The organism is Faecalibacterium sp. HTF-F (assembly GCF_023347535.1).
In the GTDB taxonomy this organism is placed as follows: domain Bacteria; phylum Bacillota; class Clostridia; order Oscillospirales; family Ruminococcaceae; genus Faecalibacterium; species Faecalibacterium wellingii.
The window spans coordinates 1,495,303-1,511,437 of sequence record NZ_CP094473.1 but is presented as its reverse complement, the minus strand read 5'-3'; the positions used below and the strand labels follow the sequence as shown (position 1 = coordinate 1,511,437).

The following is a 16,135-nucleotide window of genomic DNA, read 5'->3' as shown; positions in this document are numbered from 1 at the left end:
AGGCATCGTACCACAATTGCGAGGTTTAGGCAAGAGAAACCCGCACAAACCTTGCCAATCCGGCCCAATGCGTGGTAGAATAAGCTATTATAAAACAAAGGGAGGCGGCAGGTATTGCAGCACCGCAAATGGCGTTTTACCCTCAAGCAGCGCATGGGCCTGTGTCTGGCAGCATTTTTTGCGGCCTTTGCCATGCAGCTCGCGCTCAATGGCTACCAGTCCAGAGCAGTGCAGGCGGTACAGGACGCGCAGATGGGCAGCTTCAATGCCATCAGCCGCTTTCAGGGCGGTGTAGAAAGCTCTATTTCCGTGCTGGAAAACTACCGCTGGGAGAACAGCGAAACGGATGAGCTCATGGAACGGCTTCAGTCTGCGTCCTCGACCTGCAATGCGTGGTTGTGGCGCATCGGCACCAGTCTGGAAGAGCTGGAGAATGTCAGTGATGAGCAGCGGGTTCTGTACGGCGCGGTGGATACCGTCTACCAGACCTATACTGGCCTGCTGGAAGAGCTGCAGAGCGACCTGCGCAGCGGGAATGACGCTGCAGCCTCGCAGCTTTACTATGCAAAGATCCTGCCCTGCGGGGATTATCTGAGCCAGTACACCCTGCAATTGCTGGAAACGGCCATTCTGGACGCACAGGGTTCCTACACCGTCATCTCGGCTCTGAACGAGCGCATTGTTTTGCTGCAGACGGTCGTGGTGGCCCTGTGCGTGGCTCTGGGCTGCGTTACTGGCCTGATGGTTATGCGGCTGCTCACGCCGGTGCAGCAGATGATCGCAGCATCCCGCGCCATTGGCCGGAGCAAATTCGACATCCCGGATATTCCACTGCCCAAGCAGCCGGAGATCGCCCAGCTGGCGGAGTCCTTCAACATTATGAAGCACTCCATGGCCCAGCAGATGACGACCCTGCAGGAGAAAAACGAGATCGAGCGGGAGCTGCACCGCCAGAAGACCGAAGCACTGGAACTGCAGAACCGCATGGAGCGCAGCAGGCTGCAGCAGCTGCGCAGCCAGATCGACCCGCACTTTCTGTTCAACACCCTGAACGTAATCCAGCAGACTGCCGGCACCGAGACGGCCTACCGTACCCAGGCGCTCATCATGGCGCTTTCGCATCTGCTGCGCTACAGTCTGATGAGCAACGATGAACAGGTGCCGCTTTCCCGCGAGGTGCGCATTGTGGATGAATACTATTCCATCTACCATGTCCGCTTTGGCGAGCGTGTGCGCATGGAGTGGCGCTTTTCCGATTTGCTGGATCTAACCGAGACCATGGTGCCGTCCTTTATTTTGCAGCCTGTCGTGGAAAATGCCTTCAAGCACGGCATCTGCCCCAAAGAGGAGGGCGGTGTGGTGCGCATCCGGGTCAACCCGCTGCGGGAGAAACACCTGTTGTGCATCCGTGTAGTGGATAACGGCGTGGGCATCCAGCCGGAACGATTACAGCAGCTGCGCGGGGCGCTCAGTCAGCCCGGTGAGCGCTGGGAACATATTGGCATCTATAATGTGGCAGCCCGTCTGCGTCTGCTGGACCGGAACAGCCGCCTTGTGATACGGTCCCATCCGGGACGCGGTACGGCGGTGGTGCTGTACCTGCCATTGGTGGAAAATGAGGAGGAGTTTGAGGAATGATTCGCCTGTTGATCGCGGATGACGAAGTACTGGAAAGAGAAGCTCTGGCGGATATCGTTGCCCGCCGCTTTGAGCACGAGATCACCATTGAGACAGCTGAAAACGGCCGCAAGGCGGCGGATACGGCGGTGCTGTGGGGCGCAGACCTGATCCTGATGGACATTGAGATGCCCGGTATGAACGGTCTGGATGCAGCCCGCGCCGTGCTGGAACAGCGCCCGGAGTGCAAGGTGATCTTTGTTACGGCCTACAGTCTGTTCCAGTACGCCCACGAGGCCATGCATCTGGGTGCCTGCGATTATCTGCTCAAGCCGGTGAACCCGGACGAAGTGGAAGCTTCCATCCGCAAAGCCATGCGCCAGATCGAAGCGGGCCGCCGCCTTGCAGAGCTGGCTCCGGTGGAGCCGGAAGCTGATCCGGAGGGTGATGCCGCCGAAGCAGGGGAAAATGACCGCAACGCACTGGTCATGGCCCACGTACGCAAGTACATGGAGGATAACTATATGTTTGACCTCTCACTGGACAGCGTGAGCGAGATCCTGCATATCAGCCCGGCGTATCTTTCCGCGCAGTTCAAAAAATACCAGAAGACCAACTTTCTGGACTGCCTGACCGAACTGCGCATCAACGCCGCCAAGGAGTTGCTCACCGACCCGTTCCGTTCGGCAGCGGAGGTAGCTTCCATGGTGGGCTACGAGGATTCCAGTTATTTTGCCCGTACTTTTAAGAAGCGCACCGGCATGACGCCTACCCAGTACCGCAAAGAGGCGGCAAAGACGATTCGGGAGGCCCGCCTGTGACCCGCCGTCAGATGCTCACCGCCCTGTTCGGCGCGGCGGTGCTGACCCTGCCGATGGCCGGCTGCGGCCACCAGCCGGTACAGGACGAGCCGGGGGCAGAGCTGATCCTGCGCTATGCGGAGAACCAGCCGGAGGATTATCCTACTACGCAGGCAGCGCTGGCCTTTGCAGACCTTGTAGCCCAGCGCACCAATGGGCGGGTCAAAGTGCTGGTGTACAGCGGGGGAGAGCTGGGCGCGGAGCAGAGCGTGATCCAGCAGATGCAGTTTGGCGGCATTGACTTCTCCCGCGTGTCCCTCAGCCAGCTGGCAGAGTACGAGCCGGCGCTGAGCGTATTGCAGCTGCCGTACCTTTACACCGACGCTGACCAGATGTGGCGCGTGCTGGATGGGACCATCGGCGACGAATTTCTCTCCATGCTGGAGTCGCTGGAGCTGACGGGACTGTCGTGGTTTGATGCCGGTGTGCGCAGCATCTACACCCGGCAGAAGGTGACAGGCCTTGCGGATCTGCAGGGCCTGACCATCCGCGTGCAGGAATCGGATATGATGAGCGAAATGATCACCGACCTCGGCGCAAAGCCGGTAAAGGTGGTGTACAGCAAGGTGTATGCCGCTCTGCACAACGGTGAGATCGATGGTGCGGAGAACAACTGGCCCAGCTACGAGGCCATGGGTCACTACGAGGTGGCACCGTATTTCCTGAAGGACGAGCACACCCGCGTGCCGGAAGTGCAGCTGGCAAGCCCCATGGTGATGGAAAAGCTGGCCGAACTGGGTGAGAGCTATCCGGAGATCATCCGCATGTGCGCCCGGGAGAGCGCCAAGGTGGAGCGGAAGCTCTGGGCGCAGCAGGAAGCGGAATCCGAAGAGAACATGCGTGCGGTCGGTATTGAAGTGACCGAGCTGGATGAGGCGGAAAAAGAAAAGTTCTGTGCGGCGGTTCAGCCCATGTACGACCTGTTTGCAGAGCAGAGCGGGCTTATCGCCCGCATTCAGCAGGCATAAGCCTTACAGCAAAGCCCGGAAAAGATGGGCAAAGAAATCAGAAAAACAGAATAAAGAACCGGCAAAGTGCTGTGTGCTCTGGACCCAAAAGGGGAGGGCATCCAGCACTTTGTTTTTCTATTGAATACATGAATGTATCCATATATTAGGAGAAGGTGCACAAACAAAAAGTAAAGCGTTTGGCGTTTTTCACAAAAGAAATTCTGACATTTTTTCAAAAAACAGGACATTTTTTGAAAGCCCTTGTTTCAGTTAAAAAAATTTGCTAAAGTGTGTACAGTAAATGAACAGCATCCGGGCCCTGTGCAGGCCGTGCTGTTCGGGAGATTTAAGGAGGACTTACTTATGAAAAAGATTTCTCGTCGTAGCTTTCTGGCAGTCGCAGGTGCCGCTGCCGCTGCTGCTGCTCTGACCGCATGCGGCGGTTCCAGCAGCTCTACTGCTGCATCCACCGCTTCTTCTGCAGCTGCTTCCGCTGCCGGTGATGCTACTGCTGCTGCAAACGATCCCAAGGTGACTCTGGTTTACGCCGAGGTCAACCCGCTGGACACCATCGTTGGCCAGACCGCTACCCACTTCAAGGAGAAGGTGGAAGAGCTGACCGGCGGTTCCGTCGTCATCGATGTGCAGGCTTCCGGTGTTCTGGGCTCTGAGAACGACGTTCTGGACGCAATCCTGGGCGGTTCTACCTCCATCGATATGAGCCGTATCTCCGCTTTTGCACTGACCAGCTACGGCTGCAACAAGTCCAAGCTGCTGTCCATTCCCTTCACCTTCGAGAACCGCGCACACTTCTGGAACTTTGCCAACAGCGATCTGGCACCTGAGTTCCTGAACGAGCCTCAGGAGCTGGGCCTGCCCGTTCGTGGTGTCTTCTACGGCGAAGAGGGCTTCCGTCACTTCTTCACGGTCAACCCTGTTTCCGGCATTGATGATTTCAAGGGCCTGAAGCTGCGCGTGTCCAACGACCCCGTCATGAACGGCCTGGTCGAGGGTCTGGGCGCTAACCCCACCGTCGTTTCCTTCGGTGAGCTGTACAGCGCACTGCAGACCGGTGTTGTGGATGGTGCTGAGCAGCCCATCGCAAACTACAAGTCCAATGCATTCCCCGAGGTTGCCAACAACCTGATCCTGGACGGCCACACTCTGGGTGCTGTTCAGGCTGTTATCACCGATAACGCATGGGGCAAGCTGACCGAGAACCAGCAGGCTGCCATCATGGAGGCTGGTGCTGATACGCAGGCCTTCAATGCAGACCTGTCCGAGACCGCTGAGAACAAGGTTCTGGAGGAGCTGAAGAGCTCCGGCTGCAATGTTGTGGATGTTGACGACAAGGCACCCTGGCAGGAGGCCTGCGCTAAGGTCATCAGCGAGAACACCTCCGATCAGGCTGAGCTGTATCAGCAGCTGCTGGACATGAAGGCATAATTGAAAAAGCCTTTCCTGTTCTGAGATAGTACATAGCCCGGCGGGGGACTACGGGATACGCCCGCAGACCTGCCGGGTTTTTTATATGGAGGAATTCATATGCCGAAAATCTTTACCACTCTGGATAAGATCAAGCCGGCGTACGACATCACCTACAAAGTGGTTCTGTTTATCTGCAAGCTGCTGCTGATCGCAGATATCCTCATCACTACCATGTCGGTCATCGGTCGTTACGTCTCGTTCATCCCGGACCCGGCATGGTCGGAAGAAGTTGTGCTGACCTGCATGAGCTACATGGCTGTGCTGAGTGCTGCTCTGGCCATCCGCCGCGGCGCCCATATCCGCATGACTGCGTTTGACGTGTATCTGCCCAAGATCGCCGTCAAGGTGCTGGATATTCTGGCCGACCTCGCCGTGTGCATTCTGGGCGTCATCATGATGGTGGTCGGCTGGAACTATGCCACTACTCTGGGCGGCCGTGGCTTCTACGTGTCCATGCCCTGGCTGAGCCGCTTCTGGATGTACTTCCCGGTGCCTCTGGCCGGTGTTGCCATGATCATCTTCGAGATCGAGGCACTGTACAACCACATCAAGAGCATTTTTGTAAAGGAGGAAGTGTAATATGACAGTTCAGACACTGGCAATCATTGTCCTTCTTGTCAGCTTCTTTGTAATGATCTTCCTGCGTTTCCCCATTGCATACGCCGTTGGTCTTTCCAGCGTGCTGTGCCTGATGGTGCAGGGACAGGCACTGACCGATGTCTGCCGTCTGATGGTCAAGGGCATCTCGTCCTTCAGCCTGATGGCCGTGCCGTTCTTCATCACCATGGGTGTGCTCATGGGCTCCGGCGGTATTTCTGAAAAGCTGATTGCTCTGGCTGACGCCTGCGTGGGCTGGATGCGCGGCGGCATGGCAATGGTCAACATCGTTGCCTCCTACTTCTTCGGCGGCATTTCCGGTTCTGCATCTGCAGATACCGCTTCCATCGGTTCCATCATGATCCCCATGATGGTCGATCAGGGCTACGACGCCGACTTCTCCACCGCTGTTACCATCACCTCCTCCTGCGAGGGCCTGCTGGTTCCTCCGAGCCACAATATGGTCATTTATGCCACCACTGCCGGCGGCATCTCGGTCGGCAGCCTGTTCCTGGCAGGTTATCTGCCCGGCGCTCTGCTGGCCATCGTCCTGATGATCGGTTCCTACATCATCTCGGTCAAGGAGAATTATCCCAAGGGCTCTCCGTTCAGCATCAAGGGCTTCGTTAAGCAGCTGGGCACTTCCATCTGGGCACTGGCCGCTGTTGTCATCGTTGTGTTCGGCGTTGTTGGCGGTGTGTTCACCGCTACCGAATCTGCAGCTATTGCAGTTATCTATTCTCTGTTCGTGTCGGTGTTCATCTACAAGGGTCTGGACTGGAAGGGCGTCTGGTATGCACTGGATGAGTGCGTGAACACTTTGTCCATCGTGCTGATCCTGATTGCTACCTCTGCGGTCTTCGGCAACTGCCTGACCATGCTGCATGTGCCGGATCTGGCTGCAAATGCCATCACCAGCGTCACTAATAACCCCTACATCATTGCTCTGCTGATTGACCTGATCATTCTGGTTCTGGGCTGCATCATGGATATGGCTCCCATTATCCTGATCGCTACCCCCATCCTGCTGCCCATCGCAACCTCCATCGGCATCGATCCCATTCAGTTCGGTATCATCGTGGTCCTGAACTGCGGCATCGGCCTGCTGACTCCTCCTGTCGGCGCTGTGCTGTTCATCGGCTCTGCCGTTGCAAAGCGCCCGATGGAAAAGGTCGTCAAGGCGACCCTGCCGTTCTACCTGTGCATGTTCGTTGCACTGCTGCTGCTGACCTTCGTGCCCGATATCAGCCTGGCGATCCCCAAGCTGCTGGGCGGCTACGTCAGCCCCATCACCAACCCGCTGGGCCCGGTGTTCATCCACTGATGGCCTGACGGTGTAAGGCAAAACTGCAAAAGTCCTCTGCATGAAAGTGCAGGGGGCTTTTTTGTATGCAAAAAAACTTTATTTTCCCTCTTGCATTCTGTCGGAATCGTGCTATAATAGTAAGGCAATCGTTTCCAAGGCCGCTCGACGGGGTAGCCGATATTGAAGGTTGTGATGGGCACATACATTTACAATATGGCCCCGATAAGTCAGAACCAGAAATGAGGTGAAAAGAATGAAACAGGGTATCCATCCGAACTACGTTGACTGCACCATCACCTGCGCATGCGGCAACGTCATTAAGACTCGTTCCACCAAGCCTGAGATCCACGTCGAAGTTTGCTCCAAGTGCCATCCTTTCTACACTGGCAAGCAGAAGCTGGTTGACAGCGGCGGACGTGTTGAGCGCTTCAACAAGCGTTTCGGCCGTAAGTAATTATGGTTTTCTGAGCACCGTTTCCTTCGGGAGACGGTGCTTTTTTGTTTTATTTTGTATACAAAAATGCAGATTTAATGATTCTTAAGAATTCTTTTGGCCTCTCACCACAGGATTGTCTCAATTTTTACACATTTTCCGTCTAAAATATACCAGCATTGAATTAGACGAATAAAGGAGCGTTTGCTGTGATCGAAGTATCTCATCTGAGCAAAAAATACGGCACACACCCTGCCATTGAGGATCTGTCCTTTACAGTGGGGGACGGTCAGATCTTCGGCTTGCTGGGGCCCAATGGCGCCGGAAAATCTACGATTATGAATATCCTCACCGGCTACCTTGCACCCACCAGCGGCGAAGTAAAGGTGGCGGGCTTTAGTTTGCCGGAACAGACGCAGCAGGCCAAGGCCTGTGTGGGCTACCTGCCCGAGCAGCCGCCGCTCTATCCGGAAATGACCGTGCAGGAGTATCTGGACTTTGCGGCAGAGCTCAAGGGCATCAAAAAGAAAGCAGAGCGCAAAGAACAGGTGCTGCGCGCCGCCCGCCGCACCGGGCTGGAGGATGTTCTGCCCCGGCTCATCCGCAGCCTGTCCAAGGGCTACCGCCAGCGTGTGGGCATTGCGCAGGCACTGCTGGGTGCGCCGCAGCTCATCATTCTGGATGAGCCCACCGTAGGCCTTGACCCTGCGCAGGTCATTGAGATCCGCAGACTCATTCAGGAACTGGGCAAGACCCATACGGTCATTTTGTCCAGCCACATCCTCAGCGAGGTGCAGGCGGTGTGCAGTCAGGTACTGATCCTGTCCAAGGGGCATCTGGTGGCGGTGGGCGCACCGGAACAGCTGGCCGGTATGCTGGATTCCGGCAGCCGGCTGCACGCTACCGTGCTGGGCGAAGGCAAGGCCGTGCTCAAAGCAGTGGGTGAGATTCCGGGCATCCGCAGGGTGGCGCTGGAAAGTGAAGCTGACGGTCAGGTGACTTTTACCGCAGAAAGCGTGGATGCTGCCGATCGCCGTGCTGAGGTATCCCGGGCTCTTTCGCGGGCCGGATGCACGGTGCTGGCCCTTGCCGCCGAGAGCAGGACGCTGGAAGAGATCTTCCTTGCCCTGACCGAGGGCGAGTCCGATCAAAACGATGAAGAAGAGGAGGGAAAGGCTGAATGATCGCCATTTTCAAACGCGAGGTCCGCAGCAGCTTTCATGGCATGATCGGCTATGTGCTCACAGCCTTTATGCTGGCGGCAACGGCCATCTATTTTATAGCCCTGAATCTGGGCTATGGCCTGACGGATTTTGGTTACTATACGCTGTACCGCACGGTTTTTGTGCTGCTTTTGTATATCCCGGTGCTGACCATGCGCTGCTTTGCGGAGGAACGCCGCACCCGCACCGACCAATTGCTGCTCACAAGTCCAGTATCCGTGTGGGGCATCGTGCTGGGCAAGTTTCTGGCACTGTGTGTCATTTTTGCGCTGCCGTGCCTTGTGGATACAGTCATGATCCTGGTACTGGCTGCACTGGGTGCATCCGGCATTGCTACAGCGGCAAATTTTGCTGCACTGCTTTGTTATTTTCTTATGGGCTGTGCGGCCATTGCCATCGGCGTGTTTCTTTCCAGTCTGACCGAGAACCAGATCATTGCCGCCGTGGCAGGTGTGGCTGCACTGCTGCTGGCCTATATGATGCCCAGCCTGCGCAACCTGTTTACTGCCGGCAGCGCGGTGGCGTTGGCCTTGTTTACCGCGATCGCGGCAGTGCTCAGTGTGGTGGCTGGTCTGCGCACCCGCAGCTTCACGCTGGGCTGTCTGACCTTTGCAGGCTGCTGTGTGGTGCTGACGGCACTGTTCCTGCTGCAAAGCAGCTGGCTGACCGAAGCCTTCAGCGCAGTGCTCAGCGCGCTGTGTCTGTTCACTCCCTTTGAAGAGTTCGTCAACAACAGCTTTTCCATTCCGACGCTGGTGTATTACCTCACCGTGATCGTACTGTTTCTGTTTTTTACGGCGCAGGGGCTGGAAAAACGCCGCTGGAACTGAGAGGAGGACAATGATATGAAAAAATTCAAGCTCACTTCCTCCGCAAACGGCAAAGTATTCCGCAGCGGGTTGTATTCCACGGCCATTCTGGCGGCAGCGATCGTACTGGCGGTGCTGGTCAACCTGCTGGTAGGTGCGATCCCGTCTAAGTACACCGAGTTCGATCTCTCTGCCGCCAAGATGTACACTTTGGGCGACAGCTCCAGACAGCTGATGCAGAGCCTTGATCAGGATGTGACGGTCTACTACCTCTGCGAGACCGGCAGCGAAGACGCCATTGTGAGCAAGCTGCTGGATCATTATGCCGATGAGAGCAGCCGTTTCCACTGGGAACAGAAAGACCCCACCCTCTATCCGGCCTTTGCGTCCCAGTACGGTGCAGAGAATGTATCCACCGGCAGCCTGATCGTGGTCAGCGGCGAGAACAGCGTGGTGCTGGACGCCGCTGAGCTCTACGAATACGACTACTCCGATTACTACACCACCGGCTCTGCAAATGTGACGTTTGCAGGCGAAAAGCAGATCAGTTCGGCCATCTACAAGCTGACCTCTGGGGCAGAAAGCCATGCCTTCTACACCACCAACCACGGTGAGCAGGCCCCTACTTCCTCGCTGACCGAAGCGCTGGAAGCCCAGAATATCGACCTGCAGCCGCTGGATCTGCTCACAGGCACCATCCCGGAGGACTGCGGGCTGCTGATCATCAATGCGCCCGCTTCGGATTTTGCCTCCGAGGGTCTTGTGGACGAGATCGCGCAGCTGCAGGCCTATCTGGAAAACGGCGGCAAAGTGCTGCTGATGACCAGTGCCTTTGTCGATACGCCGAATCTGGACGCCGTAATGGCGCAGTTCGGCCTTGCCCGTGAGCCGGGCATCGTGGTGGAGGGCGATGCAGGCCATGCACTGTACGGCTACCCGTATTCGCTGTTTCCGGATCACGCCTCCAACGATGACGAAAGCACCGTTCTGGACGGCGTGAGCCAGAATACCCATGTAATGCTTTCGGTGGCACAGGGCATCACCATTGCCGAAACGGACGGCGTTACGGCAGAACCCCTGCTGAACACCACCGGGAACGCCTACAGCAAGCTGAACTATAATGAGGCGGCCACCACTGCCAAAGAATCCGGCGATACGGACGGCCCCTTTGCGCTGGCCGCGTGGGCACGCAATGAGTCTGCCGGTTCGGAGGTGATCTGGGTGGGCTGCCCCAATGTGGACAGTGAGCAGGTATACCAGTCCATCCCGGGCAACCTGACCTTCCTGCAGAGCTGCGCCGCTGCGCTGGTGGGACAGAGCATGCTCATCGATACAAAAGCACTGGAAGCAGCCCCCATCACAGTGGCAGCTTCCACTTCCATGGCGCTGGCCATGGTGTTCGTGTTCGTGCTGCCTGCAGCGGTGCTCATTGCGGGTGCCGTGTTCGTGCTGCTGCGCCGCCGCAGATAAGGAGGCCGCAGCATGAAAACGAAACAGCGTACTTTGACCGTCCTTCTGGCAATGGTGCTTGTGCTGGGCGGGCTGCTGTGGCTCATCACCCGCAGCAATGCTGCAGAAGAAGCAGCGTCCAGCGCTGCCGCAGAAGGCAGCATTGTGCTTTCTTCTTTTGCGGCGGGTGATGCAGAGCAGATCCGGTACACTTATCAGAATGAGACGATTACCCTGAATTGTGATTCCGGAAGCTGGACGCTGGCGGGTGACCCGGGCTATCACCTGGATGCATCTGCCTGCAACACCATGGTCACAGCGCTGGCATCTCTGAATGCCAAGCGTCAGCTCGCCTCTCAGCCCGGTGAGGACTACGGCCTTGCAGACCCGGCCGTTACGGTCACGGTAACAGCGGCAGGCGAGACGAATACCTTTGCCTTTGGCAGCCAGAAACCTGTCACAGGGGATCTGTACGTGCAAAAAACCGGAGATGATGCCATTTACACCGTCTCCGGCAACAAGGCAGCCTGCTTTGAACAGACTAAAGCGGATCTCTTTGGCGTGTTCAACCCGGCAGGATTCACAGCTTCTGCGCTGGAGAGCGTCTCCATCGCAACAGATGCAGGAACACTCTCTCTGACAGCCGTATCGGAAACGGCGGAAACGGACAGCAATTCAGCAGATACTTCTTCCGAAAGCGCCGCTGCTTTCACTGCCTACCAGACGGTCTGGCGGCTGACCGAGGACCCGGCGGCTGAATTGGACGAAGCCAAGCTGCAGAGCATCCTGTCAGCCCTTGGCGGATACGTCTCGGCGCAGGTGACGAATGCTGATCCTGCCGCTTACGGCTTTGATGCATCCCTTGCAACGGTGCGGGCCGCCTCTGCCGATGGGAGCGTGACCCTCCACTACGCCGAAAATGCAGACGGCTGCTGGATGATGGTGGATGGGGACAGCTCCGTCTATGCGGTTGACCTTGACACTGTGCAGGCCCTTCTGATAACAGCTGCCGAGCTGAAAACAGAATGAAAAATCCATGTACGCCGTATGCGGAAACTCCGCTGCGGCGTATGTTTTTTTGTTGCAGCGTGTAAAGTTTCGGCAAACAGCGGCAGAGTGATTGACTTTTCAGCAAAGATTGATTAAGATAGACGGGACAGGGTAGAATAACTGCGCAATGTTTTTATATTTTTAAGGTTCGTCATGGAGGTTGTGCGGGGTCGAGTCTGCTTTTACCGCCAAAGTGCGATGGTTGGGCAAGCAGACTCCCAGTCGCCCTGGTACGAGAGATGGGGCAGAGCCCTGTCTTTTTTCGTATCTGAGTTACAAGGAGGATGTAGTAAAATATGGACAACTCGGTGATCGTTTCACTGCGTGATATCGTAGTGGAATTTGATGGTCAGCGCATTCTGGATGGGCTGAATCTGGACATCCATGACAAAGAGTTCGTGACTCTGCTGGGTCCCTCCGGCTGCGGCAAAACCACCACTCTGCGCCTGATCGCGGGTTTTCTGGAGCCGAATGCCGGCAAAGTACTGCTGAAAGGCGAGGACATCACCGGCGTGCCGCCCTATAAGCGCCCGGTGAATACCGTTTTCCAGAAGTATGCACTGTTCCCGCACCTGAATGTGTTCGAGAACGTGGCCTTTGGCCTGCGTCTGAAAAAGCTGGACGAAGAGACCATCCGCCGCAAGGTGCGCAATATGCTGGAAGTCGTGGGCCTGAAAGGCTTCGAGCGCCGCAGCATCAGCCAGATGTCCGGTGGTCAGCAGCAGCGCGTTGCCATTGCCCGCAGTCTGGTGAACGAGCCGGAGATCCTGCTGCTGGACGAACCCCTCGGTGCGCTGGATCTCAAGCTGCGCAAGGAAATGCAGCTGGAGCTCAAGCGCCTGCAGCGTGAAATGAACATTACCTTTGTTTATGTCACCCACGATCAGGAAGAAGCCCTGACCATGTCCGACACCGTTGTGGTCATGAACGGCGGCAAGGTGCAGCAGATCGGCACACCCGAGGATATTTATAATGAACCGAAGAACGCCTTTGTGGCAGACTTTATCGGTGATTCCAACATTGTGGACGGTGTGATGCACCGGGATTTTCTGGTGTCATTCTCCGGCGTGGACTTCCCCTGTGTGGACCGCGGCTTTGCCCGCGAGCAGAGCGTGCAGGTGGTAGTGCGCCCCGAGGATATCGAGGTGGTATCGCCTGTGGAAGGCCAGCTGGTAGGCGTTGTGAACGACGTCATTTTCAAGGGTGTCCACTTTGAAATGCATGTGGAATGCGAGGGCCGTGAATGGCTCATCCACTCCACCCGCGCCTGCACACCCGGTGAGACCATTGGTATGCGCATCGGCCCCAACGAGATCCATATCATGGCGCGTTCGGAGGGGTGAGCCGCGATGATGAAGATTTACGATAAAAAACTGGCCTATCCCTACTTTGTATGGATGGTGCTGTTCACGGTGGTGCCGCTGATTATCGTTGTGTACTATGCGTTCACCGATGCAAACGGCGCCTTTACGCTGGATAACCTCACCTCCATCAGCGGCTACGGCTCGGTGTTTGCCCGCAGCCTGCTGCTGGCCCTCATTGCCACGGTCATCTGTCTGGTCATTGCGTTCCCGGTGGGCTATTTTCTTTCCCGCCTGCGGGTGAACAAACAGCACATCATGCTCATGCTGGTCATGCTGCCCATGTGGATGAACTTCCTGCTGCGGACCTATGCATGGATGGGCCTGCTCAGTGTCAACGGCCCCGTGAATGCCGTGCTGGGCGTGTTCGGCCTTGGCCCCTTCAATATGCTCAACACCTCCGGCGCGGTGGTGCTTGGCATGGTGTATAACTATGTGCCCTATATGATCCTGCCGCTGTACACCAGCATGACCAAGATCGACCAGAGCCTTGTGGAAGCTGCGCAGGATCTGGGCGCTTCTACCACCAAGACCCTTGTGCGGGTACTCATCCCCATGAGCGTGCCCGGCATCAGCACCGGCATCACCATGGTGTTTGTCCCGGCGGTGTCCACCTTTGTCATCAGTCGTATGCTGGGCGGCGGTTCCAATCTGCTGATTGGTGATCTGATCGAAATGCAGTTTCTGGGCAACAGCTACAACTTGAACGTAGGCTCTGCTATGAGCCTTGTACTGATGATCATTGTGCTGCTGTGCATGAGCTTTACCTCCAGCTTTGATGAAGATGAAATGGAGGGCGTGTCCTGATGAAAACGAAACATCTGCGCCTGATGCAGCGTGTCTATATCATTCTGTTTTTCTGCTTCATGTATCTGCCCATCGCATACATGATCGTATTCAGCTTCAACCAGTCCAAGGGCTATTCGCTCTTTACCGGTTTTACCCTCAAGTGGTACTCCAGCCTGCTGCACAACTCCGCTATCCTGCATGCGCTGCTGGTCTCGCTGGAAGTGGCTCTGATCTCCGCGGTCATTGCCACTGTGCTGGGTACAGCGGCAAGTCTGGGCATTGCGTCCATGGGCCGCAAGAGCCGCCTTGTCGTCACCAACATCACCTATATCCCGGTGGTCAACCCGGAGATCATCACCGGCATTTCGCTCATGCTGCTGTTCGTAGCCTACCAGCGCTTCGCCGGCGGCGTCTCATGGCTGCCGGATACCATCATGGGCTTCCCGACATTGCTCATTGCACATATCGCGTTCAATGTGCCATATGTTATCTTCAACGTGACGCCCAAGCTCAAGCAGCTGGACATCAAGCTGTATGAGGCTGCGCTGGATCTTGGCTGTGACCCCAGACAGGCCTTCTTCAAGGTCATTCTGCCGGAGATCAGCCCGGCCATCCTGTCCGCTTTCCTGATCTGCCTGACCTACTCCATCGACGATTTTATGATCTCCTACTTCAACTGCGGCACGGTGGAGACCCTGCCCATTGCCATCTATTCCATGACCCGTAAAAAGGTCAGCCCGGAGATCTATGCACTGTCCACCATTATGTTTGTGGTCATTCTGTGCATCATCCTGTTCTCCAATGCAATGGAAAGCCGCAATTACCGCCGCGATCAGAAGGCGCTGAGAGGGGAGGGCGTGTGATGAAACGTTTTGCTGTTTTGCTGCTGGCGCTGGCAATGACGGTCTGCTGTGCACTGCCTGCCTTTGCTGCCGGCACCATCGAAGTCACGGAGGATGTCTCGGTATCGGATGATTACGATTGGACCCGCTTCAAGGGCCAGAATGTCGCCATCAACGTTTACAACTGGGGCGAGTATATCTCCAACGGTTCGGACGACAGCGTGGATGTGGTGTCTGCGTTTGAGCAGCTCACCGGCATCAAGGTGAACTATACCACCTTTGACTCCAACGAATCCATGTACGCCAAGCTCAAGTCCGGCGCAGCCGACTACGATGTGGTCATTCCGTCGGATTACATGGTGGCGAAAATGATCGCTGAGGGGATGCTCAAGCCTCTGAACTACGACAATATCCCGAACTTCAAAAAGATCGATCAGGAATATATAGATCCGGATTACGATCCGCAGAATGCCTACACCGTGCCCTACATGCTCTGTACCACCGGCATCATTTATAACACCACCATGGTGGACGAAGCACCCACCAGCTGGGCTGATCTGTGGGACGAGCAGTACGCAGGCAATATCCTGATGTTCAACAACAGCCGCGATGCCTACGCCATTGCTGCGTTTAAGAGCGGCCACAACATCAACCCGCAGTCCACCGAAGAAGTGGACGAGGTGGTGGAGGAACTCAAGGCGCAGAAGCCGCTGGTGCAGGCATACGTCATGGACGAGATCTTCGATAAGATGATCGGCGGCGAGGCAGCCATCGGCGTGTACTACTCCGGCGATGCCATCACCATGATCGATGACAACCCCGACCTTGCATGGGTGTTCCCGGAGGAGGGCAGCGTGCTGTCTGTGGACTGCATGGCCATTCCTGCTGCCAGTGAGCATCAGGAAGCTGCAGAAATGTTCATCAACTTCATGTGCGAGACAGATATCGGCAAGGCAAACGCCGAGTACATTGGCTACACCACCCCCATGCATGATGTGTGGGAGGTGCTGGACGAGGATCTGAAGGAGAGCGAGATCGCTTATCCGCCGGAGGAAGCTGCCGCTAAGGAAAAGGTGTTCACCGCCCTGAGCGACGATGTGAACAGCGAACTGGATGTAAAGTGGAGCGAAATGAAGAGCTACGACGAAGGTGGCAGCAGTCTGCTGTTCCTTGCGCTGCTGGCAGCGATGGTGGCGCTGGCCTGCTTTAACATCTGGCGCAAGGTGCGCAGGCGTGCCCGCAATCAGTATTGAGGAATCGTTTTCATAAGTATTGCCCACTGCATGAAGGGCCTTTTGAGCCAATACTGCTTACGAAAACAGGTTCTGAACGCAAAGGAGGCTGCTGCACAGAACAAGGTG

Annotated in this window: 15 protein-coding genes; all 15 read left to right on the top strand. The window is 56.3% G+C overall.

Annotated elements, in window-relative coordinates; genetic code table 11:
• Positions 1–114 precede the first annotated feature (114 nt).
• The 15 genes from MTP37_RS07265 to MTP37_RS07195 all read left to right on the top strand — a co-directional run bounded on the left by MTP37_RS07265 (position 115) and on the right by MTP37_RS07195 (position 16,027).
• Positions 115–1,638, top strand: a complete 1,524-nt coding sequence (locus MTP37_RS07265; RefSeq protein ID WP_249236677.1) for a sensor histidine kinase — start codon at positions 115–117, stop codon at positions 1,636–1,638.
• Positions 1,635–2,438, top strand: a complete 804-nt coding sequence (locus MTP37_RS07260; RefSeq protein ID WP_249236676.1) for a response regulator transcription factor — start codon at positions 1,635–1,637, stop codon at positions 2,436–2,438. The genes MTP37_RS07265 and MTP37_RS07260 overlap by 4 nt, the downstream gene beginning before the upstream one ends.
• Entirely contained in the window at positions 2,435–3,445 is a 1,011-nt protein-coding gene (locus tag MTP37_RS07255; RefSeq protein WP_249236675.1) for a TRAP transporter substrate-binding protein, read from the top strand. Before MTP37_RS07260 ends, MTP37_RS07255 begins: the two co-directional genes overlap by 4 nt.
• A gap of 345 nt (positions 3,446–3,790) precedes the next feature.
• Entirely contained in the window at positions 3,791–4,873 is a 1,083-nt protein-coding gene (locus tag MTP37_RS07250; RefSeq protein ID WP_249236674.1) for a TRAP transporter substrate-binding protein, read from the top strand.
• Positions 4,874–4,972: 99 nt separating this feature from the next.
• A complete protein-coding gene (locus MTP37_RS07245; RefSeq protein WP_097774911.1) occupies positions 4,973–5,494 on the top strand; it encodes a TRAP transporter small permease in 522 nt (173 codons plus the stop codon).
• Between the two features lies 1 nt (position 5,495).
• Positions 5,496–6,836 carry a TRAP transporter large permease gene (locus tag MTP37_RS07240; RefSeq protein WP_249236673.1) on the top strand — a complete coding sequence of 447 codons (1,341 nt, stop codon included), beginning with the start codon at positions 5,496–5,498 and terminating at the stop codon, positions 6,834–6,836.
• Between the two features lie 235 nt (positions 6,837–7,071).
• Positions 7,072–7,272 carry a 50S ribosomal protein L31 gene (gene rpmE / locus MTP37_RS07235; protein ID WP_005937210.1) on the top strand — a complete coding sequence of 67 codons (201 nt, stop codon included), beginning with the start codon at positions 7,072–7,074 and terminating at the stop codon, positions 7,270–7,272.
• A 188-nt stretch (positions 7,273–7,460) separates the two neighbouring features.
• The gene (locus MTP37_RS07230; RefSeq protein WP_249236672.1) at positions 7,461–8,435 is read left to right on the top strand and encodes an ABC transporter ATP-binding protein; all 975 of its coding nucleotides are present in this window, start codon (positions 7,461–7,463) and stop codon (positions 8,433–8,435) included.
• A complete protein-coding gene (locus tag MTP37_RS07225; RefSeq protein WP_249236671.1) occupies positions 8,432–9,304 on the top strand; it encodes an ABC transporter permease in 873 nt (290 codons plus the stop codon). Before MTP37_RS07230 ends, MTP37_RS07225 begins: the two co-directional genes overlap by 4 nt.
• Positions 9,305–9,319: 15 nt before the next feature.
• Entirely contained in the window at positions 9,320–10,753 is a 1,434-nt protein-coding gene (locus MTP37_RS07220) for a Gldg family protein (RefSeq protein WP_249236670.1), read from the top strand.
• Positions 10,754–10,765: 12 nt separating this feature from the next.
• Positions 10,766–11,761: a DUF4340 domain-containing protein gene (locus MTP37_RS07215; protein WP_249236669.1), complete on the top strand. Its 996-nt coding sequence runs from the start codon at positions 10,766–10,768 to the stop codon at positions 11,759–11,761.
• 317 nt (positions 11,762–12,078) lie between these two features.
• Positions 12,079–13,125, top strand: coding sequence for a spermidine/putrescine ABC transporter ATP-binding protein (potA, locus tag MTP37_RS07210; RefSeq protein WP_249236668.1), 1,047 nt, complete (start codon positions 12,079–12,081; stop codon positions 13,123–13,125).
• Positions 13,126–13,134: 9 nt separating this feature from the next.
• Positions 13,135–13,950: an ABC transporter permease gene (locus tag MTP37_RS07205; protein ID WP_249238708.1), complete on the top strand. Its 816-nt coding sequence runs from the start codon at positions 13,135–13,137 to the stop codon at positions 13,948–13,950.
• Entirely contained in the window at positions 13,950–14,795 is an 846-nt protein-coding gene (locus tag MTP37_RS07200) for an ABC transporter permease (protein ID WP_249236667.1), read from the top strand. Before MTP37_RS07205 ends, MTP37_RS07200 begins: the two co-directional genes overlap by 1 nt.
• Positions 14,795–16,027 (top strand): ABC transporter substrate-binding protein, encoded by a 1,233-nt coding sequence (locus MTP37_RS07195; protein WP_249236666.1) that lies wholly within the window; start codon positions 14,795–14,797, stop codon positions 16,025–16,027. The genes MTP37_RS07200 and MTP37_RS07195 overlap by 1 nt, the downstream gene beginning before the upstream one ends.
• The last annotated feature ends 108 nt before the right edge of the window (positions 16,028–16,135 follow it).

Bases quoted from the DNA above. Each gene is read 5' to 3' on its own strand.
- MTP37_RS07205 (WP_249238708.1), top strand. From the start codon at position 13,135: ATGAAGATTTACGATAAAAAACTGGCCTATCCCTACTTTGTATGGATG.
- MTP37_RS07240 (WP_249236673.1), top strand. From the start codon at position 5,496: ATGACAGTTCAGACACTGGCAATCATTGTCCTTCTTGTCAGCTTCTTT.
- MTP37_RS07260 (WP_249236676.1), top strand. From the start codon at position 1,635: ATGATTCGCCTGTTGATCGCGGATGACGAAGTACTGGAAAGAGAAGCT.
- MTP37_RS07245 (WP_097774911.1), top strand. From the start codon at position 4,973: ATGCCGAAAATCTTTACCACTCTGGATAAGATCAAGCCGGCGTACGAC.
- potA (WP_249236668.1), top strand. From the start codon at position 12,079: ATGGACAACTCGGTGATCGTTTCACTGCGTGATATCGTAGTGGAATTT.
- MTP37_RS07195 (WP_249236666.1), top strand. From the start codon at position 14,795: ATGAAACGTTTTGCTGTTTTGCTGCTGGCGCTGGCAATGACGGTCTGC.
- MTP37_RS07220 (WP_249236670.1), top strand. From the start codon at position 9,320: ATGAAAAAATTCAAGCTCACTTCCTCCGCAAACGGCAAAGTATTCCGC.
- MTP37_RS07200 (WP_249236667.1), top strand. From the start codon at position 13,950: ATGAAAACGAAACATCTGCGCCTGATGCAGCGTGTCTATATCATTCTG.
- MTP37_RS07250 (WP_249236674.1), top strand. From the start codon at position 3,791: ATGAAAAAGATTTCTCGTCGTAGCTTTCTGGCAGTCGCAGGTGCCGCT.
- rpmE (WP_005937210.1), top strand. From the start codon at position 7,072: ATGAAACAGGGTATCCATCCGAACTACGTTGACTGCACCATCACCTGC.
- MTP37_RS07215 (WP_249236669.1), top strand. From the start codon at position 10,766: ATGAAAACGAAACAGCGTACTTTGACCGTCCTTCTGGCAATGGTGCTT.
- MTP37_RS07225 (WP_249236671.1), top strand. From the start codon at position 8,432: ATGATCGCCATTTTCAAACGCGAGGTCCGCAGCAGCTTTCATGGCATG.